At 55.4% G+C, this 23,881-nt stretch carries 30 protein-coding genes and 1 pseudogene; 9 read left to right on the top strand and 22 right to left on the bottom strand.

What is annotated here, in order from left to right; all coding sequences use genetic code 11:
• Positions 1 to 8 precede the first annotated feature (8 nt).
• The 15 genes from PSES9_RS24400 to PSES9_RS0122300 all read right to left on the bottom strand — a co-directional run bounded on the left by PSES9_RS24400 (position 9) and on the right by PSES9_RS0122300 (position 12,871).
• Positions 9 to 1,307 carry a tape measure protein gene (locus tag PSES9_RS24400; protein WP_274377995.1) on the bottom strand — a complete coding sequence of 433 codons (1,299 nt, stop codon included), beginning with the start codon at positions 1,305 to 1,307 and terminating at the stop codon, positions 9 to 11.
• Between the two features lie 6 nt (positions 1,308 to 1,313).
• Positions 1,314 to 2,009: a hypothetical protein gene (locus PSES9_RS24395; RefSeq protein WP_010490774.1), complete on the bottom strand. Its 696-nt coding sequence runs from the start codon at positions 2,007 to 2,009 to the stop codon at positions 1,314 to 1,316.
• A 60-nt stretch (positions 2,010 to 2,069) separates the two neighbouring features.
• On the bottom strand, positions 2,070 to 2,879 hold the full coding sequence (locus PSES9_RS0122360; RefSeq protein WP_010490773.1) for a DUF6694 family lipoprotein: 810 nt from the start codon (positions 2,877 to 2,879) through the stop codon (positions 2,070 to 2,072).
• 84 nt (positions 2,880 to 2,963) lie between these two features.
• Complete coding sequence (locus PSES9_RS0122355) at positions 2,964 to 3,716, bottom strand: hypothetical protein (RefSeq protein ID WP_010490772.1); 753 nt, start codon at positions 3,714 to 3,716, stop codon at positions 2,964 to 2,966.
• A 39-nt stretch (positions 3,717 to 3,755) separates the two neighbouring features.
• On the bottom strand, positions 3,756 to 3,959 hold the full coding sequence (locus PSES9_RS25130; RefSeq protein WP_010490770.1) for a hypothetical protein: 204 nt from the start codon (positions 3,957 to 3,959) through the stop codon (positions 3,756 to 3,758).
• 10 nt (positions 3,960 to 3,969) lie between these two features.
• Positions 3,970 to 4,413, bottom strand: coding sequence for a hypothetical protein (locus PSES9_RS0122345; RefSeq protein WP_010490769.1), 444 nt, complete (start codon positions 4,411 to 4,413; stop codon positions 3,970 to 3,972).
• A 2-nt stretch (positions 4,414 to 4,415) separates the two neighbouring features.
• On the bottom strand, positions 4,416 to 4,721 hold the full coding sequence (locus tag PSES9_RS0122340) for a hypothetical protein (RefSeq protein WP_010490768.1): 306 nt from the start codon (positions 4,719 to 4,721) through the stop codon (positions 4,416 to 4,418).
• Between the two features lie 32 nt (positions 4,722 to 4,753).
• Positions 4,754 to 5,752 carry a major capsid protein gene (locus tag PSES9_RS0122335; protein ID WP_010490767.1) on the bottom strand — a complete coding sequence of 333 codons (999 nt, stop codon included), beginning with the start codon at positions 5,750 to 5,752 and terminating at the stop codon, positions 4,754 to 4,756.
• 67 nt (positions 5,753 to 5,819) lie between these two features.
• Entirely contained in the window at positions 5,820 to 6,485 is a 666-nt protein-coding gene (locus PSES9_RS0122330) for a head decoration protein (protein ID WP_010490766.1), read from the bottom strand.
• Between the two features lie 9 nt (positions 6,486 to 6,494).
• Positions 6,495 to 7,661, bottom strand: a complete 1,167-nt coding sequence (locus tag PSES9_RS0122325; protein ID WP_010490765.1) for a head maturation protease, ClpP-related — start codon at positions 7,659 to 7,661, stop codon at positions 6,495 to 6,497.
• Positions 7,658 to 9,115, bottom strand: coding sequence for a phage portal protein (locus PSES9_RS0122320; RefSeq protein WP_010490764.1), 1,458 nt, complete (start codon positions 9,113 to 9,115; stop codon positions 7,658 to 7,660). The genes PSES9_RS0122325 and PSES9_RS0122320 overlap by 4 nt, the downstream gene beginning before the upstream one ends.
• The gene (locus tag PSES9_RS0122315) at positions 9,115 to 9,339 is read right to left on the bottom strand and encodes a hypothetical protein (RefSeq protein WP_010490763.1); all 225 of its coding nucleotides are present in this window, start codon (positions 9,337 to 9,339) and stop codon (positions 9,115 to 9,117) included. Before PSES9_RS0122315 ends, PSES9_RS0122320 begins: the two co-directional genes overlap by 1 nt.
• 17 nt (positions 9,340 to 9,356) lie before the next feature.
• On the bottom strand, positions 9,357 to 11,342 hold the full coding sequence (locus tag PSES9_RS0122310) for a phage terminase large subunit family protein (protein WP_029529726.1): 1,986 nt from the start codon (positions 11,340 to 11,342) through the stop codon (positions 9,357 to 9,359).
• Between the two features lie 4 nt (positions 11,343 to 11,346).
• Positions 11,347 to 11,922 carry a hypothetical protein gene (locus PSES9_RS0122305; protein ID WP_029529725.1) on the bottom strand — a complete coding sequence of 192 codons (576 nt, stop codon included), beginning with the start codon at positions 11,920 to 11,922 and terminating at the stop codon, positions 11,347 to 11,349.
• A 166-nt stretch (positions 11,923 to 12,088) separates the two neighbouring features.
• A complete protein-coding gene (locus PSES9_RS0122300) occupies positions 12,089 to 12,871 on the bottom strand; it encodes a hypothetical protein (protein ID WP_010490757.1) in 783 nt (260 codons plus the stop codon).
• 58 nt (positions 12,872 to 12,929) lie between these two features.
• Here PSES9_RS0122300 and PSES9_RS0122295 point away from each other — a divergent pair, with 58 nt between their 5' ends.
• Positions 12,930 to 13,295 (top strand): hypothetical protein, encoded by a 366-nt coding sequence (locus tag PSES9_RS0122295; RefSeq protein ID WP_010490755.1) that lies wholly within the window; start codon positions 12,930 to 12,932, stop codon positions 13,293 to 13,295.
• Positions 13,296 to 13,318: 23 nt separating this feature from the next.
• Here PSES9_RS0122295 and PSES9_RS0122290 read toward each other — a convergent pair whose 3' ends face one another.
• The 6 genes and pseudogenes from PSES9_RS0122290 to PSES9_RS24785 form a co-directional block, all read right to left on the bottom strand.
• On the bottom strand, positions 13,319 to 13,666 hold the full coding sequence (locus tag PSES9_RS0122290; protein WP_010490753.1) for a phage holin family protein: 348 nt from the start codon (positions 13,664 to 13,666) through the stop codon (positions 13,319 to 13,321).
• 477 nt (positions 13,667 to 14,143) lie between these two features.
• On the bottom strand, positions 14,144 to 14,488 hold the full coding sequence (locus tag PSES9_RS0122285) for a PA0613 family protein (protein ID WP_010490751.1): 345 nt from the start codon (positions 14,486 to 14,488) through the stop codon (positions 14,144 to 14,146).
• An 8-nt stretch (positions 14,489 to 14,496) separates the two neighbouring features.
• Positions 14,497 to 16,724 (bottom strand): annotated as a pseudogene (locus tag PSES9_RS24140) (VapE domain-containing protein).
• A 14-nt stretch (positions 16,725 to 16,738) separates the two neighbouring features.
• Positions 16,739 to 16,960, bottom strand: a complete 222-nt coding sequence (locus PSES9_RS0122275; RefSeq protein ID WP_010490749.1) for a TraR/DksA C4-type zinc finger protein — start codon at positions 16,958 to 16,960, stop codon at positions 16,739 to 16,741.
• A complete protein-coding gene (locus tag PSES9_RS0122270; RefSeq protein ID WP_010490747.1) occupies positions 16,953 to 17,465 on the bottom strand; it encodes a phage regulatory CII family protein in 513 nt (170 codons plus the stop codon). Before PSES9_RS0122270 ends, PSES9_RS0122275 begins: the two co-directional genes overlap by 8 nt.
• A gap of 332 nt (positions 17,466 to 17,797) precedes the next feature.
• Positions 17,798 to 18,049 (bottom strand): transcriptional regulator, encoded by a 252-nt coding sequence (locus PSES9_RS24785; protein WP_010490746.1) that lies wholly within the window; start codon positions 18,047 to 18,049, stop codon positions 17,798 to 17,800.
• Between the two features lie 105 nt (positions 18,050 to 18,154).
• On the opposite strand from PSES9_RS24785, the gene PSES9_RS0122260 reads away from it, so the two are divergent.
• The 8 genes from PSES9_RS0122260 to PSES9_RS0122225 all read left to right on the top strand — a co-directional run bounded on the left by PSES9_RS0122260 (position 18,155) and on the right by PSES9_RS0122225 (position 22,591).
• Positions 18,155 to 18,868 carry a LexA family protein gene (locus PSES9_RS0122260; RefSeq protein ID WP_010490743.1) on the top strand — a complete coding sequence of 238 codons (714 nt, stop codon included), beginning with the start codon at positions 18,155 to 18,157 and terminating at the stop codon, positions 18,866 to 18,868.
• Between the two features lie 281 nt (positions 18,869 to 19,149).
• Positions 19,150 to 19,710, top strand: coding sequence for a hypothetical protein (locus tag PSES9_RS0122255; protein WP_010490741.1), 561 nt, complete (start codon positions 19,150 to 19,152; stop codon positions 19,708 to 19,710).
• Between the two features lie 9 nt (positions 19,711 to 19,719).
• A complete protein-coding gene (locus tag PSES9_RS0122250; protein WP_010490739.1) occupies positions 19,720 to 20,010 on the top strand; it encodes a phage antirepressor KilAC domain-containing protein in 291 nt (96 codons plus the stop codon).
• Between the two features lie 155 nt (positions 20,011 to 20,165).
• Positions 20,166 to 20,645, top strand: a complete 480-nt coding sequence (locus tag PSES9_RS0122245) for a hypothetical protein (protein ID WP_010490737.1) — start codon at positions 20,166 to 20,168, stop codon at positions 20,643 to 20,645.
• Positions 20,642 to 20,944 (top strand): pyocin activator PrtN family protein, encoded by a 303-nt coding sequence (locus PSES9_RS0122240; RefSeq protein ID WP_010490735.1) that lies wholly within the window; start codon positions 20,642 to 20,644, stop codon positions 20,942 to 20,944. The genes PSES9_RS0122245 and PSES9_RS0122240 overlap by 4 nt, the downstream gene beginning before the upstream one ends.
• A gap of 46 nt (positions 20,945 to 20,990) precedes the next feature.
• Positions 20,991 to 21,683 carry a hypothetical protein gene (locus tag PSES9_RS0122235; RefSeq protein WP_010490733.1) on the top strand — a complete coding sequence of 231 codons (693 nt, stop codon included), beginning with the start codon at positions 20,991 to 20,993 and terminating at the stop codon, positions 21,681 to 21,683.
• Positions 21,680 to 21,904, top strand: a complete 225-nt coding sequence (locus PSES9_RS0122230; protein ID WP_010490730.1) for a hypothetical protein — start codon at positions 21,680 to 21,682, stop codon at positions 21,902 to 21,904. Before PSES9_RS0122235 ends, PSES9_RS0122230 begins: the two co-directional genes overlap by 4 nt.
• A gap of 405 nt (positions 21,905 to 22,309) precedes the next feature.
• On the top strand, positions 22,310 to 22,591 hold the full coding sequence (locus PSES9_RS0122225) for a pyocin activator PrtN family protein (RefSeq protein ID WP_010490729.1): 282 nt from the start codon (positions 22,310 to 22,312) through the stop codon (positions 22,589 to 22,591).
• Here PSES9_RS0122225 and PSES9_RS0122220 read toward each other — a convergent pair.
• Positions 22,588 to 23,700 (bottom strand): site-specific integrase, encoded by a 1,113-nt coding sequence (locus PSES9_RS0122220; RefSeq protein WP_029529722.1) that lies wholly within the window; start codon positions 23,698 to 23,700, stop codon positions 22,588 to 22,590. The genes PSES9_RS0122225 and PSES9_RS0122220 overlap by 4 nt on opposite strands.
• Between the last annotated feature and the right edge of the window lie 181 nt (positions 23,701 to 23,881).

Here is a 23,881-nt window from a genome sequence, read left to right as displayed (position 1 = left end):
CCGGCTTTTTAGGCTTTTCTTAGCGCTACGCGCAGACCTTCAATCTGCTTAACCGACTTGGATGAATCGATCAGATTGACGGCGTTCGCCAAGTCCGCAATGGCGGTTTTGCCGCTAGCCGCCGCATCAACGATCCGTTGCTGATTGGCGATCAAGTGGTCAGCATGCGCCTGGTCGAGCATGCGTTGTTGTTCAAGTTCTGTTTTGACCGCCTGAGTTTTCTTCGCTTCGTCGGCAGTCCGCTTTTGCGCACTATCCGCCGATTTCTGATCGAGAAAATCCCAAGCACTGCCGATCTGTTTCAGATCAGTATCAGCTTGCTTTGCATAGCCATCGCTCAGCTCACCGAGAAAGCTGTACAGCCCTTCGGCCTTGGCCTTGATCTCAGAGCCGCCAAAGAACCCGGCAATTTGCCCACCTGCCAACAGCACAGAACCCAGTGTGAGCTGCACGCCTTTGGCCAACGTTGCCGCCGAGCTGGTAACCAAAAGGCTAAAGGTGTTCCAGACCGTACTCAGCGTGGCAGTTGCATACTGCCCGGTGGAGACGACCTGGTCGATGGCAGGGCCTACCTGCTTGGCCAGCTCTTTGGCTTTGTCTGCCAACCCTACAAAGTCGAGTTTATCGAGCTGCTGAATGTATCGCTCGACCGATTTGGCACCATTAACAAAGGTATCTGACAGCGACTGCGCAAGCGCATCCAGCCGCCCGTCCCGGTCCATCTCGCTTATTTTTGCTCCAAGCTCTTGCAGCTTGTTCTTAGCGAAGTCCAGCGCACCCGACGTTGCAACCCGATCAAGGAAGTTTTGCCAAACATCACTCAGGTTGCTTGCAAGCCCGGTCAGGGAGCTCATACTTTTCGCGGCTGTGCCGTCAGCACTTTTACCGATTTCATCGATCAATGCTTTGATGACATCACGGCCCAATCGGCCTTTGGTAGCCAGCACTTGAAGCTGGGCAGCATTTTTACCGGTGACTTTTTCCAGCAACGACCAAACCGGCACACCCCGCTCAACCAGCTGCAGGATCTCCTCGGTCTGCAGCTTCTGCTTGGCGTATGCCTGACCGAGCGCCGAGGCAATACCTTGCAGGCGCTCCATGCCGCCGCCAAGTTCTTCATTCTTGTCGACCACAGCCTGCAAGCTGCCGTCCATGGGGTCGAGACCGTAGGATTTGAGCAGGGCAAATGCCTCGGTCACCTCACTGATTTGCAGCGGCGTGTTCTTGGCAAAATCCTTAATCCAGGCAACCGCCCGCTCACCGCCTTCAATCGAGCCCATCAACGAAGCAAGTCGCTTATCCAGCAACTCAAACTAATCGCCGGTTTTCAACATCGATGAGATGCCGTCTTTCACAAAGCCAATACCAGCGCTCAGACCTTGCAGGGCTTTGTCGACCAGGTAGATGGTGATCAGCCATTTGGAGAAACTGACAGCAGCTTGCGTAACACCCGTTCTGACCGCGCTCACACTGTCTGCATGCTGATCAGCTGAGCGACTTGCAGCGGCTTGCTCGCGGCTCAGGGTTCTGAGCTGAGCGCTGTTTTCACTCAACGCCTGCTTGGCTTGCTCAACCTCATTTGCCAGCCGCTTTTCTTCGTCGGCCAGCTTATTGGTATCAATACCAGCGGCCTTGGCAGCCTTGCGCTGATCGTTCAGGCTACCTTCGAGCCTGTCCAGCTGAGTCTGCATACGCCGCGCTTCACGCTCGGCGTCTTTCAGGGACTGTTGCAGGCCCTTCGAGCCCGGCGCTTTGTCCAAGGCGTCACGCAACTCTTTAACCTGCTGCTCGCTGCGCTGAACCGCCTTGCCTGCCTGCTCGACAGAGCGCTCAGTGCTTTTCAGGCTATTGACCAAGCCTTGAGCATTCTTAGCCGCATCAAGCGACTTACCCAGTTCCTCAGCCTCTTTGCCCAGAGCGGCAAGTGCCTCCTCACTCTTTTTCGCCTCGGGCGATAGCTCGTCCTTGCCCCGCAGCACAAACTGAATCAGGCGGTCTTTGATACCCATGTACTTTTCTCCGGGCAAAGAAAAACCCGCCGAAGCGGGTTTTAGATGCAAATTGTTGAGCTATTTAGCTGAGTACTTCTCTTTCAGTTTCGCTAGACGGTCAAGCTGATTCTCAGACAAACCGCTGGAATCAAACAGTGCCTCACCACCTGGACCATCAAGCCTCACTACTTCAATCGTGAACACTGCATCATTAGGAACGTCAACCTTTCCCCACTCACTGAACATATTCGGAGCTAGCGCCCAGTCCATAGATTCTAGGGGCTCTATCCCGCCAGAGATCACATGGTTAAAGTCCTCGACAATCCAAGGTATGGATCGACCAGGACTTGCTATCGTCCCTTTGAAATAAGCCCGAGAAACAGGGTGAGCTGTACCGTTATAAACGGTCATTTCTATAATAGGCTCTTTGATAGCGGAGTATTTTCGGTCTCGCTGATAAAATCGCGAGCGACTGACAGTGAATTTAGCTAACTCTACTTTGGACTTCTCAGCAGCAGCTAACTCACTCTCCAACTCAGATATTTCTTTCAGCGCTTGTTCTTTTTCTTTGGCGGCTCGTTCTGCCTTGATGACATTGGCTTGAGCTATTAACTCATCAGCAGTCTTACCGTTAACCTCAGTAAGCATTTCGACAGCCAGCGTGTCTGAGGATTTTTTGCCAGACATCACCGCCGCCAAATCCATTTTGCTGAGAGCCACCAGTTGAAGTGCTTCGGTAAATTCTTCTTTTTTTGTGCTGTCGAGCTTTTCGGAAACCTTCACAACTGAAGCTTTCAAAGCAGCCTCGCTGGACCCATCCAGTCTTGGCTCACCACAACCTGCCAACAAAACAGCTGAAACCAAGGCAATTAAAATTCGATAATTCATTGTTCCCCTCCCAGAGTTACAGTGCTGGCACTCTATATCAGAGTGCCAGCACTGTCGCCTGTAATAGTGAGGGGTTGGGCGCCTTTAAGCAGCCTTGTCGACAATGTTCATCTCGCAGAACTTGGAGATGTCAGTGCTCAACACCAGCGGATCAGCCAGCAACTCAGCTGGGCCTTCCAGCTTCAGATACTCCTGACCAAACACAGGGAAGGACGCGAGCATGCCGAACTTCACGCGGCGCAGGTGCAGGCTGTATGGCTCTCCGCTTTGAGCATCGTTGAGACCCGCGATGAAGATTTCCAACTCAACCTGACTGCCGTTGAGCATTTGCAGAGCGCTGGACTTGCGGGCGGTATAAGTGAGCTTCACACCGGCAGAGGTAATTGCACCACTGCCCGTCACCAGAATGCCGTGAGGTGTCAGCAAGTAGTCAGTGCCTGCAGCCAGCGGACCATCTGCCGTGGTCACAACGGTGACTGGCGCTGACAGATCAGGCAGGTTTTTGAATGGGATCAGCTCACCCTGAACGCCCTCACATACCCGTGGTTCTTCAGTAATGATGCCTGCGGCGACTGCTGTGATTGTCGAACGCGTGACCCGTGCCACGTTAGTGGCGGTAAGGTCGTACAGGCCGATAGTGGCTGTCACATCGGTGACTTGCTCACGCACGTTACGGTTACCGCCGCCACCACGAAAGTTAGGCAGTGTTTGACGGTTGGTGGTGAAACCAATAGTGAAAGAATCGCAGTTGCCCATGTCGAGCAAGGCATCCTGTGACTGGTAGGCACGAGCATAGGGAATGCCCTCGCCAACAAACGAGCGGTCAATCTGGGACATGGTGTTACTCCGTGTATTCAGGGCGAAGAGAACGCAGGCTTACTTGGCTGCAGCCGGTTGAGCAGGAATAGCCTCTGCGGCTTTGTCCTTAGCTTTTGCAGCAGGTCCAGGCTTAGCGGCGAAGCCCTTGCGTTGGGCGTGATCGGCAACGGCCTGGGGCACGTCCTGCTCGCCTTGTTTGTAGGTCTTAACTACGCCACCAGAGGAATAGTTAAACGCTTGGGTGATAGAAATCTTGGGCATTGCGGTGTCCTCACTTGAGGGGCTGTACATAAGTGACGAGTAAAGGCATCACATGACAGGCCCAGCGCCGACCTTCGGCAGGCGGCATAGGGGTTTCGGGTTGAAAGGCGACCTGTTGGACGCCAGTGGTAGTAAGGCCACCCTTGGTACCGGGCAGCGCGGCTTTGATGCCGATACGCCCGGCACGCAGCAGCGGTGCAAATCCCCGCTGTCGAGTTATAGCCGTGATGTTCAGCGTCACTTGCTCTCTTACACTTGCACCACCTGCAGCGCGATCAATCTCGGCAGTACCGCCCTGCTGGATGATGATGAATTCATCTGGCAGCCCTTCGGTATCCTCTGCGTCAATCACGCGCATAACGCTTTCCTCGAGCACCTGGCTGCCAAACAAATCAACAACAGCCAAGCGCGCGATTACCTCCGCAACGATTTCGGATTGAATATCTTTAGGCATAGTTATGGCACTACGTAGAAGGTGATCCAGTGGCCGTCATCGCTGGCGATACCGTCCAGATGCCAGGTCTTTCCATCAGCCCCCCAATGAACCGCATCGAGGCGAAACGCACCCTGACGGTCATATGTTTGAAGAGCAGAGCGCCTGACAGAAATGGTCACCGCTCGCGCAACCAAGCCCTGAACCGTATCAATACGTTCAGCATCCTTGTCGAGCATGATCAACAGCGCACTATGTTGCAGCGTGCCGTTGGCGGATATGAACTCGGCAAGCCCATCGCTCAGCGAATCTTCTATAGCGGCATCCATCGCCGCTATAGAATCACCAAACCCGGCCATGCTTAGATTGTGACCGTACGCACGGCCAAGGGCTTGGTGCACAGGTGCAGTGGGTTGGACTGAGCCTCGCCCGCAATACCTTTGTCATAAGGCATGCGCTCCAGCTTGGAGTAGAACGGCAGGCCCAGGGTGTTGACCGTCTCCATGTAGTCGGCCGGGGCAAAAGTGGTGATAAACAGACCCGGAGCACCTTCTGGCACAACGTGTGCTTCATCCGTACTGACGAAGTGTTTACTGCCCATTTGGCCTTTATAACGCTCCCAAACCACACCACCGAACGAAAAAGCGACGCGGCGATCACCACGCAGTTCTGCGGCCTGCAGTGTGTTGAGGTAGGTGTCACGCACCTTCGGATGAGCAATCAGTTTTGCCCAGAAATTCTTACCGGCGTAACCACGCGAGCCAGTGGTAGGCACACCACTCAGCGCATCTTCCTGCTTATCCAGTACCTCAACGATCTTAACGCTGACGTCTGTTTCTGGGTTGTTAAGCTCGAGCGAGAAGGGTTTGGGCTTGCTCAGACCAAACGCCTGATAAATGTTCAGCAACACTGTTTCACCATCAGCATCAATGATCTGGCCCTTGATAGCACCGATCCGCTGATACTCATGCGTGAGCTCCATTTGCAAACGGCACTTACGCACCCGCGCAGCAACAACTGCTTCTGCGGACTGGAGCTCAGTGCGCGAACCAAAAGCACGAATGCCTTGGATCTCGTCCGCATGAATAGTGAAGGTTTCCGGCAGGTGCACAGTATTGAAAGGGATCATGGTGCGCTTGCTGCCTGTAACCACTTGAGCAACGCCACCGCGTGGCTTCGCCGCAACCAGCTGGAGAGTGTTGCCATCTTTCTCAATCTGCTGGGTGACGGTTGTGCTGCCCTCCTCTTCGAACAAACCAGCAGCGGCGATCTGACCAGGTACTACGTGCTCTTCGTTAATCACCGCCAGCAGGTTGGTGACGCTGAACGCCTCATCTTCAAAAATCGAAATCTCAGCCATGTCAGGCTCCTAGAAATGACTAGCCCCGCATCGGCGGGGCTAAGGGTGTCAGGGTTATTCGGCGGTATTATTCGCCGAGCGTTGGGTTATCCGGGGCCGAGCTGCGCACCACCAAACCTGCCGCGAGTAGATCGACTTCACTGGCGTCATCCAGTCCAATGAGCAGGCTGTCGATCACCTCTGCGTCACGTACAATGCCGACCGCCTGGACATCGTTTTCAGTTGCGTCGACACCAGCCCACAAAATGCCACTGGCTGCACGGCGGCCATCGTCAGTACCATCAACGTCGTAAGCCACCCACTCGCCCAAATTGGCAAGTACATCGATGACAAACGAATCGCCTTCAGCGAAATCCGTCGCTCCGTCGGCCAGCGTGAAAGTCAGCCCGGAACTGGTAAATGCGGTACCCACGACACCTTCACCGAGTTGAAAGCCGGTTGGGTCGGTAACCGTGAACTTGCCGCCATCGGAGCTGGCCTCGGTAACAGTCACCAAGTAGTTGCCGCTAACAGCTGCGCTAGTTACAACAATGCCGCCCAGCACACCGTCACCTGTATTGTCCGCATTGGCGGTTGCCACACCAGCGTTTGCAGCGGTGATAAGAGCGATCAGCGTTCCGGCGAGAAGACGCCCTGCCCCGGCACTGATTACGATGTTGGCGCGGCTGCGCGAGCCGCTTGCCTCCGACAGGAGGAATTCCCCGGCGTGAACGCCTTCGGTTTTGATGTCCATGTTTCCTCCTTATGAGGATTTAGGTTTGCGGCTGGCGTAGATATCGCCAGGGTCTACTGCCTTTGCCGTCGGCGCTGGCTGGGTTTCTGAAAGCGGTGGTTTGTTGTCGATCTCAACCTGGCTGGTGCTGGCCACCACCTTGTCAAAGAGCTTTACCCGGGCAGCGTCAGCGTTCAGACCATCAGTAATCAACTGCTCCGCTTCACCAGGTAATTTGGCCAGCACACATAGATCACGAACAGCCTTGGCTCGTACAACTTCGGCCTGAACGGCGGCGCGGCTTTTTAGCCCGCTGGACAAGATCAGCACCGAGGTGAGATTGGCCAGACCAGCAGCCTGACAAGCATCGGCAAGTTCCTTGGCCAACGTCGCTGTATCGGGTTCAGGCTCTGGTTCCGGATCTGATTCAGGTTCCGGGTCTGGCTCATTACTGGCGAGCAAGTCATGCGCTGCCTGTGGTGGATGTTGATAGCGGTTCAGTATCTTGCCGTGGCTGTTACTGAATTTTGGGTAGTCGCCAGTCAGAACCTCATCAACAAACCCGGCATCCTTGGCTTCGCCTGCAGTGAACCAAGTTTCCTCATTGATCAGTCGCCGCAAATCGGTATCCTCAATCGTCAGAGGGCGGTGCTGGTAGCTGGCGACAATACCGTCAAAGGCTTTGTCCATCATGTCTGCGACCTTGCGCAGATCAGCGCTGTCACCTGCGGCAAATGTCCACGGGTTGTGAATCATTAACAGCGCGTTGTCTGCCATCTCGACACGATGAGCCCCGGCCGCAATGATGCTGGCCGCGCTGTAGCAGGCGCCGTCAATACGGGCAGTACAACGCTCACCCAAACGGTTGAGCGTGTTGTGGATTGCAATACCGTCGAACAGGTCACCACCGATTGAATCAATAGCCACCACAACCGGCGATGTCCCGTCGTCCAGTGCCTGCAGGTCACGAATGAAATCGGCTGAAGTGATTCCCCAGTAACCGATCTCGCCATACACGTAGATCTCAATGGCCTTATCAGCGCCCTCACCGGCGGCACGAATGCTGTACCAGTGTTCGGCTTGTACCTCAGGCGCAGAACCACCACGATTTAAAATTCGAGGGTTGGCCAAGGTACAGATACCTTGCAGCGCCACCGCTAGAGCGGTGCTGAGCCAGTGTTTACGGATTACGTTCATTCTTCTTCCTCTGGTTTCACCGGCTGGACCGGGCTGTTGCTGCTGTCGTAGGTGAGTCCCAGTCCTGCAGCACGCTGATTGTCCTGGGCGTTTTCTTCGTCGATCAGTTCCGCGTCGTAACCCGTGCGAAGTACGTGCTCACTGCGGCTAGCCAGCCCGCCTTTGATTTCTTTTAGCTTGCCGTCGACGTCCTGAACCGGGTGAATGTATGGGTGGCCCTGAGGAATCCAGCGGGTCCGCAGGTATTCACGGCGGCGGGCAGCGTAATCAGGCAATGCGATCGCACCTGACAGCACAGCCGTATCCATCCATGCGGCGCGCACTGGCCGGCACAGCTGGAACACATACACACTGAATTGCAGTTGCTCGATCCGCCGGCGGAAATCGTTTAACAGCACGCGTAGTACGCGGTCGCTGATGTCGCCCATATCGCCAGATAAGAGCTCATAGGGCAGATCAACACCGACTGCCGCGGCTTGAAGTTGCTGCCGCATGAAGTCGACGTAGGTACCACCAGCATCAGGCGGATCAGAGAATGTAACTTCCTCCCCTTCCATCAGCTCCTGCATAGAGCCAGGCTCAAGCCCAACCAATGGGGCCCCATCGCGATCAACCACTACAGGGACGCCAGTAAGCGGATCAATCTCGGGTTGAGTGCCCTCGGTGGCTTTACGAGTGATAAAGCCCGCGAACAGGTTCGACACCTCTTGACGGAACAAAACCGCATCGTCGTAACTGTCCAACGACTTCAATCTAAGCAGCACTGGCGCCAGTCTCGGAACACCTCGCAACTGGCCGCCCTCAGTTGGCTCGAAAATGTGCAGCACCTGGTCAGCAGGTATCCGGTGCAAGGCGTTGTAACCATAAGCACCAGAAAACACATCGCCCGGGTGCATACCGTGCATCCAGTACGCCACCCGCTGGCCAATAGCATTGAATTCAATGCCAGCTCTTACCGTGTTGCCTGAGCGGGTGCGAAAGTTGCGATCAAGCGGCACGTACTCAGCGGCCAGAACTTGCAGCTGCAATGGCACCGCGTAACCGTCCTCTGGTCGGCGATAGCGCATACGAACAAAGCATTCGCCGGTTTCTTCAACCATACGGGCGATCAGAGCCTGCTGGCCGTAGAAGTCGGACAGACCGTCTGCATCAGATTCGTCAGTCCAGTCCTCCCACAGTTGACGCAAAGCGGCACGCAGATCGGCGTCCTTAATCGATGCTCGCGGCGTGATTCCGGTGCCAATGATGTTACTGACACGCTTGCTGATCGCACTGTACGCATACGGATTAGCCCGAACAGCGGCCTTCGACCGTTTGCGCAAAGCGGGCAGTGCTGGCAAGGCAACTGCGTTCAACGCCCCCTCTGGAGCGTCCCAACCTTGGGCGCGCCGCCCGGTGCCAGCGCCTTCGTAACTGTTACTCAGGCGTCTTGAGACTCCACGGGTACGTACCATCAGATGCCCTTGCCTTTGCTGAATAACCGAGTGATACGCGGACGCCGCGATGAGATTGCTGCTTCTTGTGCGGCAGCCTCGGCGTATTGCGTCTCGAGGATGCGCAGGCTTGCCAATGCAGCCCGATCCAGTCGCCGGTCACCCTTCTGGATAGATTGGCCGGTTTCTAGGATTTGCTTGATCGAGGCCCGGACATCCGCCAGGCGTTGTTTGGCATCGGTCATGGTTGCCTCACATAGGGTTAACGCCGCTTCAGGTATCCGCTGCTTGAGACGCGGCGACCAACTCGAGGCGGGTTTGATTTGGGTTGAGTTGCCACTGCTGGGCTGACCACTGCTACTGGCGTACCAGCGGATGAGGGAGCGTCATCAACAGGCGTAGGACGATCCGCGAACAAGCTGCCTTGACCAACTGCGGCACGAAGACGTGACCACTCAGGCTCTTTGTGGCGGTGCAAACCTAGGTAGTGCGCCATGGCGAGGTTGTAAACCAGGAGATCGAGCGCTTCGTTTCGCTCGGCCTTGCCCTTTACCCACTCAATGCGCTTATGCCCCTTCACGTAACGGGCGATTTTGCGTTCCGCCACAGCCTGTTGATACCAGTCTTCTGGCAGATCCTTGGAGAAGTGAATCGCGCCTGGCCCCTCGTTCAACGCATAACGGTTATAGATCCAGTCTTTGGCCGTATCGGTACCAATCATCCATAGCTCTACACCACGCTTTTCGACCGACCCTTTTCTAGTCACGTCTACTTTTGACGGGCGCTGGGCAATGACTGGCCGACCTGGCTTACTCGCCCCCTTAACCGCAAACACGTTACGCCAACGGCGAAGCCGACAGAACTGATAAACCTCATCCGTATGATGTCCACCGGAGTCAACAGCAGTGGCGCAAATCGCCATCTCAACACCAGAGGTATGCCGGTAACGCGCTTTAAGCTTCTCATCAAGAGCGAGCCAAGTACGGTCGTCTGCTGGGTCGCCACTGATGACTTGCTGATCAACGACCCAGCGCTCCATGCCTTCACCCCAGCCGATAACCAACAACTCGAGACGGTTGTGCTGTGTGTCGACTGCAGCAGTGAGCATAAGAACGCCACGAGGCACTGAGCCCAGGTCGTAATCCTCTGCACGAGCTTGCAGCTCACTCGCCCGGGTTACCTCCTGAGCGCTATCCCACAAGCGTGCCAGACGGGTGTTGTAAAACACCTGCATTGGCTCAAGGTCACCTTTGTCCTGAGCCTTCTTAGCCTTGTCGTGTTGCTTCGCCAAACCCAGCCAACTGACCCAGCCTAAAGGTGCATAAAGTGCATTCAGGTAAAACCCAACCGTTTCACCATCACCTTCAGCGTGAGCACGCCATTCACCTCGGGCCAACATATCGCCCTTGTGGTGTTCATCAATCAGGCATCCGCACTCTGGATTGGCGCAGAGGTACTGCACCCTGCTGTAATCCTCGGTGTACTTGAGGTTCTCCCATTCCAGAACTTGCATTTCATGGCAGTGCGGGCACGGCACGTAGTAATGGCGCTGGTCACTCTCAGCAAATAGATCGGCAATACGTGAAGCGCCTTTGATCGTTGGGGAGCTTGAAAAGTAGACCTTAGCGTTGCGGCCGAACGTTGACGTTCTGGTTTCAGCCAGTTCGATTGGGTCACCTTCGTTGTCGACGTCTACATCCCAACGATCTACCTCATCGCCGTAAACGTAACGAGCAGCAAGCTCTGCCAGGTTTGCTGCAGAGCCAGCAGTGGTTGCGTAAAGCGTGCCACCTTCGAACTCTTTGGTATCCATGGTATTGCGGGCATCGCGGGAGCGGGCTTTGGCCACTCGCTCTTTTAATACGGGCGTTGCGGCAATCGTGTGCCCAACACGCGTAGACACACGCTTGGCCAGCCCCAGGGTCGGCAATAGCATCAAAATGTTCGACGGTGCCATATGGATACAGCCCCCGATAAAGTTGAGAGCGATCTGTGTCTTCATCAACTGCGAGGCAACCATAGTCACGACGCGGCGGCATGGGTGAGCTGGTGACAGACAACGCATTGGCTCCCGCGCATAAGGTGTGCGTGCGGTGCGATATGGACCAGGCTCAGCAGCACCAGACTCACGCGGGATTCGCATGTATTCGTCTGACCATTCATCAATCCATAACTCAGGATCAGGCTTTACGCCTCGTATGTATGCCGACCGGTACACGGCGGCACCATCGGCATACTTTGTATTCATTGCTTCAACTCGGTGGTTTGATGACATCACTCAGGTCAGAGGCGCTAACGCGCTCAGCATCCTCGAGTACGCGGCGCATTCCGGTAGTTAGCAGTCGCTCAACTTCCCAAGGATCACTAAGTGCAGCCAGCTCAGGGGATATCTGTTTAGGCAGGCCCAACAACAGATCACGCAACATCCGGCCGGTATCAAAGGCTGCAGTTTCAACCGCACCGACTTCTACCAAATGGCCATGCTGCTTCAGGTATTCGTCTTCGGCGAGTAACGCCAGGTAGTGTTCACGATGGGCGCGAGCTTTTTGAAAGTCCGGCTTACCTACAACTTTCGATGAGGAGTCAGAGACCTCTGAGCCAGGTTTGATGTGAGCAGTAACGCCCTTGCTGATTCGCTCCTGCTCATGCCGCTCAGCGACACCCGCTTTGCTTGGATCAGAAGTTTCATCCAACAAAGCATTGGTAGCGGCAACATCCACTTTGCCGTCAGGTGTTTCTATCAGACGGCCGGTTTTCACCAGTTTTGAGACGTAAGACTTCGACCAACCTCTACTCGCCGCAAACTGTGACTTACTTAGTACGTCCATTTGACCCACCTGTTAACCGTTCACCTCAAGCGGTTAACCAGTTCACCGCAGTTCACTAACTTCCCAAACCAGCCGCTAACGGAAAAACACGGTTCGAATTACCCTTAACGAGTCGAACGCCCTAGGGGCCCCCGGCTATCAGATGCGGAATAACACCAGATCATCGCTAGCGGCTAGGCTGCGACTGTGGCCTGCGCTTGAAGTTGTTCGGCAAGTTGCCGCTCAAGGCATTAGTGATGGCCTTATCGACGTTCGTCTCAAGGTTTGCATCAGCAGTGCGTTCGACTACGCCGTGGAAGTCCAAGCGGCGGCGGTACTGGGGCTGGGATACGAACGCGAGAACCATCTGTACAGTCTTGCCCCGACGCTCTGCGATACCGATTGGCGTCTTGCCACGGCGCATAACAAAGTACGCTTGCTCGTGGCCTTTCTTGATTGATCGCCAACTATTGGAGGCGTTGGCGGTGTATCCCGCACTCCCCTCAAGCGCTATTAAGCCCGAAAGTATTTGCTGCATCTGCCCGCGACTGATATTGCCGTATGCATCCAAGCGAGCCCCTGCCGCAGGCGCGATGAACTTACCCGCAGGCAGTATCCGTTTGGCCCTGAGCAATGACTCACTCTTCTTCTCTGCGCGAGGGCCACCGAACACCTGCGGCGCGACCCAGTCTTCGGGCGCGAAACCTTTGGAGGCGTTGTCCTTTTCGTCCTTAACCCACACGGCAGCTTCAAGCGTATTGGGCTTGGCATTGAGGATTCGTATCGCATTCAGCGTGAAAGGTGTTGGCCGATCAAACACATCTGCCATCTCGGCTCGCAACGCCAGCCGCGCTTGATTGGCCGTGTGGTTAAGCGCATCGGCTAATGCTCTTGCCGCGAGACCTTCGCCCAATGAACTCAATGAGGCTAATGCTTCATCAAGACCGTTGGCGGATATCGTGCTACGCATTACAGTTACCCCAAAGACCCGCTGTTACTGGGCAATTCACACTTAACGGAATACATAAATGGACACGGTAATCCAAGGCCTCATGCTTGTAATGGCAATGCTTGGGCTCTACATGCAATACCTAAAGAGCAACCAAGAGCATAAGGATCAGCTCAACAAGCTACTGCGTAAGCTTATGGGATCAGCTTTTAGAATCTTTGCTTATGCGGTTATCGTGACCACATTCATGCTCTCGTTTGCAGGAATCTATCTATTTTGGACTGGCAGCGAGCCAATCCAACGCAAGGAAGTCGTTTTACTTGTTCTCCACTTCATCAACGTTTTCACATACGGATTCTTGACTGTTTCAATCCCTGTCAAAGCATTGAAAAAGCGGCACTCATCTGACGATGAAACAGACCCACCTGAAGCTGAGCCGGTGTAGTCAAAGAGCTGATATTAGCGCTTTCACTTGTTGTCTTCTGGCGTTAATGGCACATCACACACGCCTGCCCGCTTCGCTATCCAGCGCTCGTAAAGCGCGCTGGCAACATCGGCGCCCATGGTCGCGACAATGAATCCCAGCCCGGCAGCAACCAACACTGCCGCGCCGCTTGCCCACACCATCAGCATGGTTGCCAGACCGAACACGACCGATGCACCGGCGCGCAAGATGACGCGGTAAAACAACTCCCAGCCGCGCAGGCCAGCTTTATCGGCGCGCCACATCTCACCGCTGAAACCTGCTACCACCGCGATAACGAGCACAACCCATACGGGCATCTCCGTCAGGGCGTGCTGTTGCTCCTGAGTCATACGTCACCTCAAATGCCAGAAACAAAAAACCCGGCACGATGGCCGGGTTTGGATGAGGCTTGCGAGTTGCGTACCTCTTTGAACGTGACTGATTTATACCCCCTCAATCCGTTGGCAGCAAGGGTGAAGCGCTGCCATACCTGCAATCAACGGCAACGTACAGGCAATCAACGGCAATATAACAAGACTGGCTACCGCGCCGCAGGCAGTGCCCCACGTGCCCCACATGCCTAAAGACTGGAGGGACGCTAAAACCTCAACAAAAACAATGCGGTGTCCCACTACCCTACTATTTATTAACTTTCTCCCGTAGAGAGATATTAATTAACGCTGCGCGTGATGCGCGCGTGTGCCTGTACGCTACACATGCGGGCATCTGATTTAGGTGGGGTAGTGGGACTATTGCAGGTATTACGCGGCCTGCACATGGCCCGCTGGCAAAATAACGGGCGGGACAGACTGGGACTTCGCACCACATCAGGCTGCGCGCTCCAGCAGCATACCTGCAATTTCAAGATGAGCAGCATGCAATCGCTCATAAAATTGCGAACGCCTGCACCCACAGCGCTCCCACTTCTGGTGCTCAAGGCTCTGGCGATTCAGGTAATGCTCATGCACGACCATCGCCAACGGCACGGCAAGATGCTTGTTAACTATCACCTCGATATCGGCACTCCAGCTCAACAGCATCCGGGAGCCGCTTCGGGAGCCACGAATAAGCTCGCCCTGACAATCCATCAATTGCCCGAGCATGCTGCTGCCAGATCCTCCACCATCGCCCCCATGCATATCGAGCGCCCACAGCTTTAACATCTCATCCATCTCAGGGATCAAAACGGATACTCCTTCTCTGGTTCTATTTTCTCGCCACGTTTCCACTCTGGCGGCTTCATATACACATAGCCCCTTGTGCCGCTGGGCGATGAACCGCGCCTGCGACGCGGCCACTTGAGGCGATGCATGATCTTCCCCACCCGCATCTGCATAGGTTTATCCCAGTGGCTTGGGTCGATGTTCAGTGCATGCTCCAAAATATGCGCGCCTGTCACGCTGTCGCCGATATGCCTTTCAGCCAAATACTTGATGATTGGCTCTTCCCACATATCCGCCTGATAGCGCTGATCTTGCTCAGCGGCGAACACCTCAGCTTCATCACGTTCAACCCACCACACATGCCCAGCCCGATAACAGGCCACGGCCTCAGCCCATAGCTGATCACGGTCTGCACGCAACCCCTCCAGGTCGACTTTGGTACAGGTCACAGGCCAATATCGCCGGTTACCCGTATCGTCTTTCAGGTATTCGTCCTGGTTAGTCGTACCCACAAACACACACTGGCGCGGTACATCGAGCACGCGCCGCCCGTAGCTTTCCCGGTAGCTGTCAATCGAAGCTGAAAAGAACTGCTTGGCGCGGGTTGATTCAGCCTTGTTGAAGGCGTCCAGCTCACCCAGCTCGATGATCCACTTGCCCCTGATCGCCTGATAACCGTCCTTATCGCCAAGGTTGAAGGGCGTATCCATGAACCAGGCACCACCGAGCACTGACATCGAGGTCGATTTACCGGCGCCCTGAATACCCTCAAGAATCAACACCGAGTCAGCTTTGCAGCCCGGCTGAAACACCCGAGCAACAGCCGACAACATCCAGCGCTTGCCTACCTTTTGCGAGTATTCCGTGTCGGGCACACCCAGGCGCTGCTGCAGCCAGAACTCAAGACGCGGCGTCTGATCCCACTCAAGGGTGTCCAGGTATTCACGCACTGGATGAAACGCATTGTCATGCGCTACAGCGTTGACCGCCTCAAGCACTGCCGCCGACTTGACGCGCAGGCCATACACATCCGCCAACCAGAGCGTGACCCGCACATCATCCAGGTCGCTCCAATCACCGGGCTGCCCGCCATAGGGCGGTGTGCGCATCTTGCGGATCTTCGAGCTGAATGAGTCATAGGCGACCACGCCATCCCAACGTCGGTCGTTACCGAGAATCAGCGCCACATTGTAAGGGTGAGCAATAAGCCCACCCTTTTCGGAATACTGCAGCTTTTCCCGCCAACCCTCAGTCGTTGACGGGCGAACTACCGCCAACACCTGGCGCCGTACAGCATCCAGCGACTCAGCACAGTGCAGGTCGTTAAAGTCCGTCCAAGCGTCCTCGCGATCATTGTCGAAAACCGGCACCACAACATCACCGCCAACCACGATGGATGCGTTCTCAGCTTTCTTCACACCCGTGTTGTACGGGTTGCCGCGAATAACTGTTTTCCAATCATCATCCGCGCAGAACAACAACTGCCGCCCCGGATAACGCGTGCGCAGGGCTTGAGCCACAGGCAGCAGGTTACCTGCATCGAAACACACTGACACAGTCAGCGCTGTCGCCATGTGCAGGCTTTCGCCGGTCGCAGGCTTGCGCCGGTCGCATAAACTTCACAAACTAAAATCACATCACCCGGCTCAGGCTCAGGACCGATCAGGTGAAATGCGCCCTCTTTTTCCAACCCACATGGCCAGTAGGTTTTGTTGCGCCCAGTGTTTTCTTGCTTTTCCGGGTACAACACCTGCAGGCCGACAATATCGCCTTTAACATTGCGCATTGGCACAAAGGCGGTGCCAGACTTCGCCTTATAACGCAGCCCGAAACCGGCAACCCGCTTTGCATCCAGATAACGCGACCCGCCCTTCTCGCTCAGGTGTTTCCACATGCCAGCAGCGCGCCGAGCCGCCGTTTTATGTTTCCGTGCCTCAGCCTCAGCAGCTTTGCGCTGCCCTTCCTCGGCACGGGCTTTCATCACCGCTCGGTCTTCGCTGCTGAGTCGTCCACCTTTCGGTTTGATCTTTTGCCACGACCCCTTCTCGCCAGATCGCCAGTCACCAAACGCCCCACAGTAGAGCGTCTTACCGTCACCAGTCATGTGCTCATAAATCACATACCAGCCGGTTTTATCGGGCGCCTTATCGCCCTCAGCCTCACAGCGCGTGCGCTTTTCCAGCACCAGAGGCGTCTCGGGTTTTAGCCCGCCCGCCTGCAGCTGGACCAGCACGTCATCGAGCAATTCGTGCCTGTCAGTCATAAACGGCGGGCCTCTTTCAGCTCATGTATCTGCTGGCAATCGAAGCAGCGCACGCACTCCGATTTTTTCAGCGCCTCAACACGCCCGAGAGGGATTGAATCACCGCACTCCTCGCACTCATCTACGATTCGCCCTGGACGAGCAAGCTGTCGCGCAAAAAGTCGCCTATCCAGCTCCTGCAGGATGTTGTCATTGGATACATCAGCGATGTCAGCCATGTTTGCGCGCCTCCTGATTCATCTGGCGCACCACAACACCGAGCTTGAGCACGGCTTGTACCAGGCGCAGAGCCAGTTGCTCATACTCAGCACACTCATCGTCATCCAACGTGCCGTCATCAAGGCTTTTGGTCAGGTGCAGCGTCAGGTGGCTCTCGCGGTTAAGCAGCTCGCTGATCCCGGTCAACAGCGCCTTTGGCGTATCACTCTCGCGCAAGTCTGAAATATCAACCCCGACCCAGCCGATTGGATGCAGCAAGGCGTCAACAATTCGCGGGTCGCGAGTCAGATCAAGGATCAGCTCAAGGTCGCGAATGTTCGGTGTGTGAGTTTTATTGGTAAGGCTGAGCTTGTGGTTGAGCGTGGTGGGATTGGTGTCGCCATCTACGGCGGCAATGGCGGTAGCCCCGCCTGGATAGTCATGTGCTGCATGATGCAGCGATTGTTGTAAGGTCAAAATTGAGCGGCTTGCGCGCTCAAAGCTGCACCAACGAGAACGGTACATGGCAGTGCTCCTGAAAAGCTGCCAGTGACCGCAACGAAACTGCTTGATACAGTAGCGCTGTGATCACTCAACAGGTGGTCATGTGTTGTAACCGGTTGCTCTGTGGTGGAAACGCCGGTTACATCCCCAAAGGCAAGGCAAGCAATCCGTTGCTCGCCCTGCCGATACAACCAGCCGTTCTGTGGTGGAGAGGCTGGCAACCCAAGGCTTCCGGGCCTTGGTGGTGTAGCTAGTCAGCGTGGTACTCGGTGTGCTCCGCTGACTTATTGCACCCCTCCCGCATGTGGTGTGTGCGAGAGGAGAAACTGGGCGGCCCTTCGGTCGCCTTTTTTCTAAGCGGCCTGCTGATCCGGCATTTCGCCAAAAACATCAGGTCGCAACAAATGCCGTGATACACCGGTAGAGGCTTCAACTCTCAGCACGAACTCTGCTGGGCATACACCCTTAACTTTCAACCAATGCCACAACCGCTGTTGGGTTACAGTCTTTTCAGGCGTAGAAAGAATGCGTGCAAGGGCAGACTGTCCATTAGCTAGCTCTATTGCCTTCTCAAAGGCAGCTTTCATCTCGCATGGGGTATTCATGAGACTTCCTCACTCAAAACTCACGCACAAATTACAAACAAAACTGTCAATAATCAACAGGTATTTCTGTTGGAGCATTAACAAATTTATTTGTAGCCTTTCCGCATGAATACTCAAACTGAAAAGCAAAGGGTCATTGCTGACCTGTTCAAACGTCGCCGCGCGGAACTCAAGATGTCCCAGGCGGATGTAGCTGCGGGCGTGCAAGAACTTCTCGGCGGTGAGATCTTCAAACAACAATCGTACGCAGCGATTGAGTCGGGCAAAACCAAGCATTCCAAGTACCTCGCTCAGATAGCTAGGGTGCTTGGCATTCCTCCTAAAGTTGTTGATCCAAGCCGCGAAGGCCCACGGCTCGTTAAAGAAACGAGTATCAGCTACAGCGAGCAAGCAACTGTCATGAATGACATAGTGAGAAAATTGCCAGTGATCGGCTCAATTGCAGCAGGGGCTTGGTGTGAAGCTATTGACGAGTTTCAGCCAGGCGATGCTGAAGAATGGATAGACTCACCCGGCCCAACTGGCCCTCGCGCCTTTGTATTGAGGATTGAGGGAATCAGCATGTTCAACCCTACAGGTCCAGTCAGTTTCGCTGATGGCGATAAAGTGGTGATTGATCCTTCGATAGAAGCGGTGAAAGGTGACTTTGTAGCAGCCAAGCTGACCACCTCTGATCGAGTAACGTTCAAGCGATTGCAGCAAGAGGATGGCGAGTGGATTCTCGAAGCAATCAACCCTGACTGGGCTCCTAAATACATGCGTATGTCCGAGGAATGGCATATCTGCGGTAAGGCACTTTGGAAGGTTCAAAAGCTTTAACAGGTAAAGCCACAAACAACGCCACTACAAATAACAAGCAAAGCTGTTGACCTATTTACAGTTTTGCTTGTAGATTTATCTCATCTCTCCACCACAGAGCCGAGGTAAATCATGTCCAACGCAATCCTGTACGCCCTCCCGACGTGTAACTCCAACCGCACTTTTGAGGTTCGTCGCCTTGCCGTAATGCACGGCTGCGCCTTTGCAGGCCGGGTTAGGTCAAAACCAAAATCAGCCCCTACACTCGCTCCAATCGATCCGAACGATGGAGGGCGTGCAGCATGAGCCGTCTCTCCCTCAACGCCAGTGCCTATCTTCGCTTACAGGCTCAGGTTGGCCTAAGCGGCACCTTCCACCACACCCTGCACACGCGTGATTGCCGCCACTCCGTACCGGTCAAGATTGAGATCGAGCAATGCACGGTCGGGATCGAGGTAAGGGTGCAAATCTGCGGCACCCGCAATACGTGCGTTAGCCTCGCAAAAAATCGTAAAGATAACGCAACACGCGTGGCCAGCTTTATCGAAGGCATTGCCAACGGTTGCGCTCCTGTAGGCGTGCCAGACCTAGATGAGTATCAGGTCGTGAGTGATATAGAGGCAGACCTACGCCGCGCAATCCGCCACGGACGTGGCGCCTATCACATGATCGCCCACGAACTGGAACCTGTTCTCCTGATCCAGCGCAACCCACGCGGCGGCTACACCGCACGCCCTGAACTGGACGACACCATCTGCATGCTCACCTTGCCTGCTGACACCCAGCGCGCCTACACCATGCTGGCCGACAATCTCAACCGCTTCCTGCAGGGCTACCGCAACAGCCTCGCGGCAGCTGCGTGAGGTGCCGCCATGACCAATTCACTCAAGTACACCGCTGGCCGTTTAGGGCTTGGGCATCGCAAGTTGATGCAACGCATGCGCGAGGTAGGGCTGCTCGATGCGCATAACCTTCCTGCACACCCTGATCGCGACAAGGCGTTTCTGGTCACGCGTGAAAACCGCTACCACCACCCGCAGCATGGCCTGCAGTACCCGCGCACCACACGGGTAACGGATGCAGGTATCCCGTGGCTGGCCAGAAAGCTGGGCATTGAGCGCCCGCTGCCAGATCCGCAACAAGATCCACGCGATGTCGCATAACCACGAAACAAGGCCACGCCAGTACGCCCGCCAGATCATCGCAATGCAAAGCAAAGATGAACGGCGGGCAGCTCTGGAGGAAGTGCCCGAACATTTGCGCGACCTGGTGCGAACGCACGTAGAGATCGCCTGGAACCACCCAAAGGGGAAAACCAATGGACATCAAACTAATTGACGCGCTGCTGATCGAGCTGCTGCAGCTGCCAGAACAACGCCGCACGCCTGAAAAGCTCCTGGCCAACCTGACTCTGGCGGCAACAGCTGCCGGGTTATCACTCACAACTTGCGCCGCGCCGCTTCAAGTCGAGCACCTGCAGTTAGCCGCTGCCATCGACCGGCTCGCCGTCGAACTGGGCGACCAGTACCGCGCCCGCGCAATGCTGCGCCTTGGGCAAGGCATCGAGGGTGTCGAGCTGGCCGCAGTAATTGAACCAATAGACAGCACCTCGCCACTGCCCCGCTTCGTTGCGTTCGGCTCAACCGCCCGTGCAGCACTGGCAGGGATCAACAAAGACATCCGGGCCAGCAATCAACCCCAAATAGCACAACCGCCTGCCCGGCGCATCGCCGGAAAGCTCGCAATCAACCGCCTGAAAGATCAACTACAAACCGCAACCAATGAGGCTGCAGCATGAGCACGCAGGCCCAGCGCGAACTGCGCCTGCCCCCGGCACCACGCTCGCAGACTGTTGAGCTATTGCATCGCAGCCTGGGTGATGTGCTGATTCCAATCGACCAGGTACGCACCCGCTACTTTCGCAACCTCAACGACGAAAACTTCACCCGCGCTATCAACACCGGGCGTGTCGCTCTGCCAATCACCACATTGGATGCGAGCACTAAAGCGCCCAAATTCATCGACATACGCCACTTGGCCATCTTCATCGACGCCCGAGCCGATGCGGCTGAGAGCGAACTGACAGAACAACCCTAAGCACCCCGCTGCCACCACCAGCGATATCAAACCCCAGGAGCACACCATGGACTTTTCAATTCAACAGATCTACGCAATGTTCGCCATGCTCACCGCTTCCGCAGTGGCGGGCCTGTTCTTCTACTGCATCGGCCTGCGCACCGGCCAGACAACCGGCTACGAACACGGCCGAAAAACTGCAGCACTACACTGGCGCAAACTGCTGAAGGTTAAGCAGGAGTCGAATGACGAACTGCGCGCAGAACTGGCCACACGTCATGGCGAATTATTCGCTCTGCGCCAAAACATCAAGTCCGAGGCTTTCGACCACGCCAAAACCGTCGACTACCTACAGCGGCAGTTCGCATCTGCCCCCTTCAATGAAGATGATCGCGATGTACTAAGCGCGGTACACGGCAAGCTGCTGCTAGCGGCAAATACTTTCGACGCGCTCGACTCGCCGGATCAGGCTCGCTTTAGCCGTGATCTGCAAGCAAAAGTGGGCGACATAATCAACCGTATCACTGCCGCCCAGGCCACTGACGTTAAACACCCTGATAGTGAGTTGATTGACTGGTTAGAAAACGATGCCAGCGTCGACTTCGACCTGGAGCGCTGCACGATCAGCTTCGTGGCCAGCCCCGGCAGCGAGATTGGCATCACCAACATCCGAGATTTACTGAAGACAGCCAAGTTCGATAGTGAGTCTATGGCGTTCGACCAGATCCTGCTCGAGGCAGAACAGGAGACTGCAGCATGAGCCGCAATTATCCATTGCTACGCCTAAGCCCTGACGCCGCAGGCAGGCTGCAGCACGAGCACACCCGCGCCGTTGCTCGCCTTGAAACTATCACAGCCGAGCTGAAAGAACTTGAGAACCAGGTGCGCACTGAATATGGCGCTGCCACTCTGTGGCGCCTGCGTGCTGCAGCCCGCAACCAGGTCACGCTCAAACAACTAAAACGGGAGGTCGCGGCATGACACAGATAATCACCCGGCTCGCCCGAAGGGCTTATTCTCTGCCAAAACATGACCCCGCAACGACCCAAGCCACCGCAACCACAGCAGCTAAGGCCGAGCGTCAGCACGGCGGCGACCAAGTACAAAAGCAATGGTCATACGCTGCTACCACTGGTCGCCAGCAACACCTGAGCGGTGGCGTAATAAAGAGTCTCTGCTGCACAGCAGCAGGCATTATTAATGCACCAAGTAGCGCCAACACAAGGCACTTATACCCCACGAAATGCGTGCGCTGGGCGCAAAGTACGAGCACAACGCTACGCTATCAACCCCGCCCGCACGCGCAGCTTGTCGTGGGGTATACGCACCACCTGAACAACAGAGATACGTGGTGTTTACGTTCAAACCAAGGCAGGAGGTAACCAAATGAACACTAGCTTTCTGCTGATGGCCCAATACAACGGTGCTGTGATCATTCCGCTTGAGCGGGTTTGCGCAGATTACTTTAGCCACCTGACGCCGGAGAAAATGAAAATCAAGGTCGCTGCCGGGCAGATTGATCTGCCCTTGGTACCGATTGAACGCAGCCAGAAGTCTGCACGCGGCGTTCATTTGTCAGACCTAGCAGCTTATCTTGATGCCCAGCACAGTAAGGCCAAGGCCGAGCACGACAAACTAATGGGCCGTGGCTCACGCCGCGCCTCTTAATCCGTCACGGCCCCTATCAAGGGGCCAGTTACAACCATTTCCAGCCATGGCCAATCCTTGTATGGATCGCCATTCCCCCGCAAGTGCGTATAGCGGCGCATTGAGTTCCAATCCCGGTGGCCCGACACGCTGGCCGCTTTCGGAATATCCCAACCCATTTCAAAGAGACGCGACACGCCATCATGGCGCAGGTCGTGAAAGTGCAGATCTTCAATCTCTAGGAAACGACACGCCCGCGTGAACGAGGCCGACACTGACTTAGCGTTATAGGGAAACACCTCATCAGCAACCCGTGGCATTGACTGCAGGATGCGCCACGCTTCATCCGGCACCAGGCACCACACATCGTTGCCGTACTTTTGACCTGGATTCTTCATATCAGTAATCAACACCCGCTTGCCCGCTTCATCCATGGCATCCCAGCGGATTCGGGTTATCTCTTCTTGACGGCGAGTTGAGAACAGCGCAAACACCAGGACGCGCACCATATCGATCTGTTGCTTGCGCCGGTCGCGCATCTCGCAGAAGTAGTTAAGCAGGCGGTCCAGCTCATCCAGCGTTGGGCGACGAGCGCGTTCCTTACTCTTGCTGACAGCGCCCATCTTGCGCAGCACCCGACGCGCATCAGGCATCGCCATAGGGTCAATATCATAGCCCCATGCAGGGCGGGCAACAGCAAGCACGGCCCCGAGGTGGGCGAGATCATTGCCCACGGTTTGAGCCTGGATACCATCTTCTTGCATCCGGCGTACACCGTAGTCAACAAGCTGCTGGCTGGTGATATCGGAATCCTCAACACTGCCAAGCCATGTCTCACTAATCGCCTTGAGCGTGGCGCGCTTGGTTTTTCCGAGCGGCCTGATCTTTTCGTACTCATCCAGATAGCGGTCGATCATTTCCTTGACCGTCACACCTTTACGATTTGCTTTAGCGATTGCACCTGGTTCGGCTAGTTCTGTCTCACGTCGCTTGATCCAAGCCTGCGCAGTTGCCTTGCGGTCGAATGTCTGGCTTTCCTGATAAACTGTGACGCCCTGCTGCATGATCCTGATTTGCGCGGTATACCGTGCAGATCCGTCCTTGCGCTTGCGGATGGTTATAGAGCCCATAGGTTTTGCTACACGACCAAATTGATTTGCTACATTGTAGCAACGTCGATTTAGAAACAAGCAAAAAAGCGTATAAACGGTAGTAAATGAGAGATACAAAATTGCACGCAAATACCAGCGCAGAGCCAGCAATACCAAGGCCAGAGCTAAGCAGGAGGTTTTCTGTTGCGCCGATGATGGA

It is taken from the genome of Pseudomonas sp. S9 (assembly GCF_000222125.1).
GTDB classification, from domain to species: Bacteria; Pseudomonadota; Gammaproteobacteria; order Pseudomonadales; family Pseudomonadaceae; genus Aquipseudomonas; species Aquipseudomonas segetis.
Note: the sequence above shows the minus strand (reverse complement) of the source record. Positions and strands in the feature narration are given on the sequence as shown.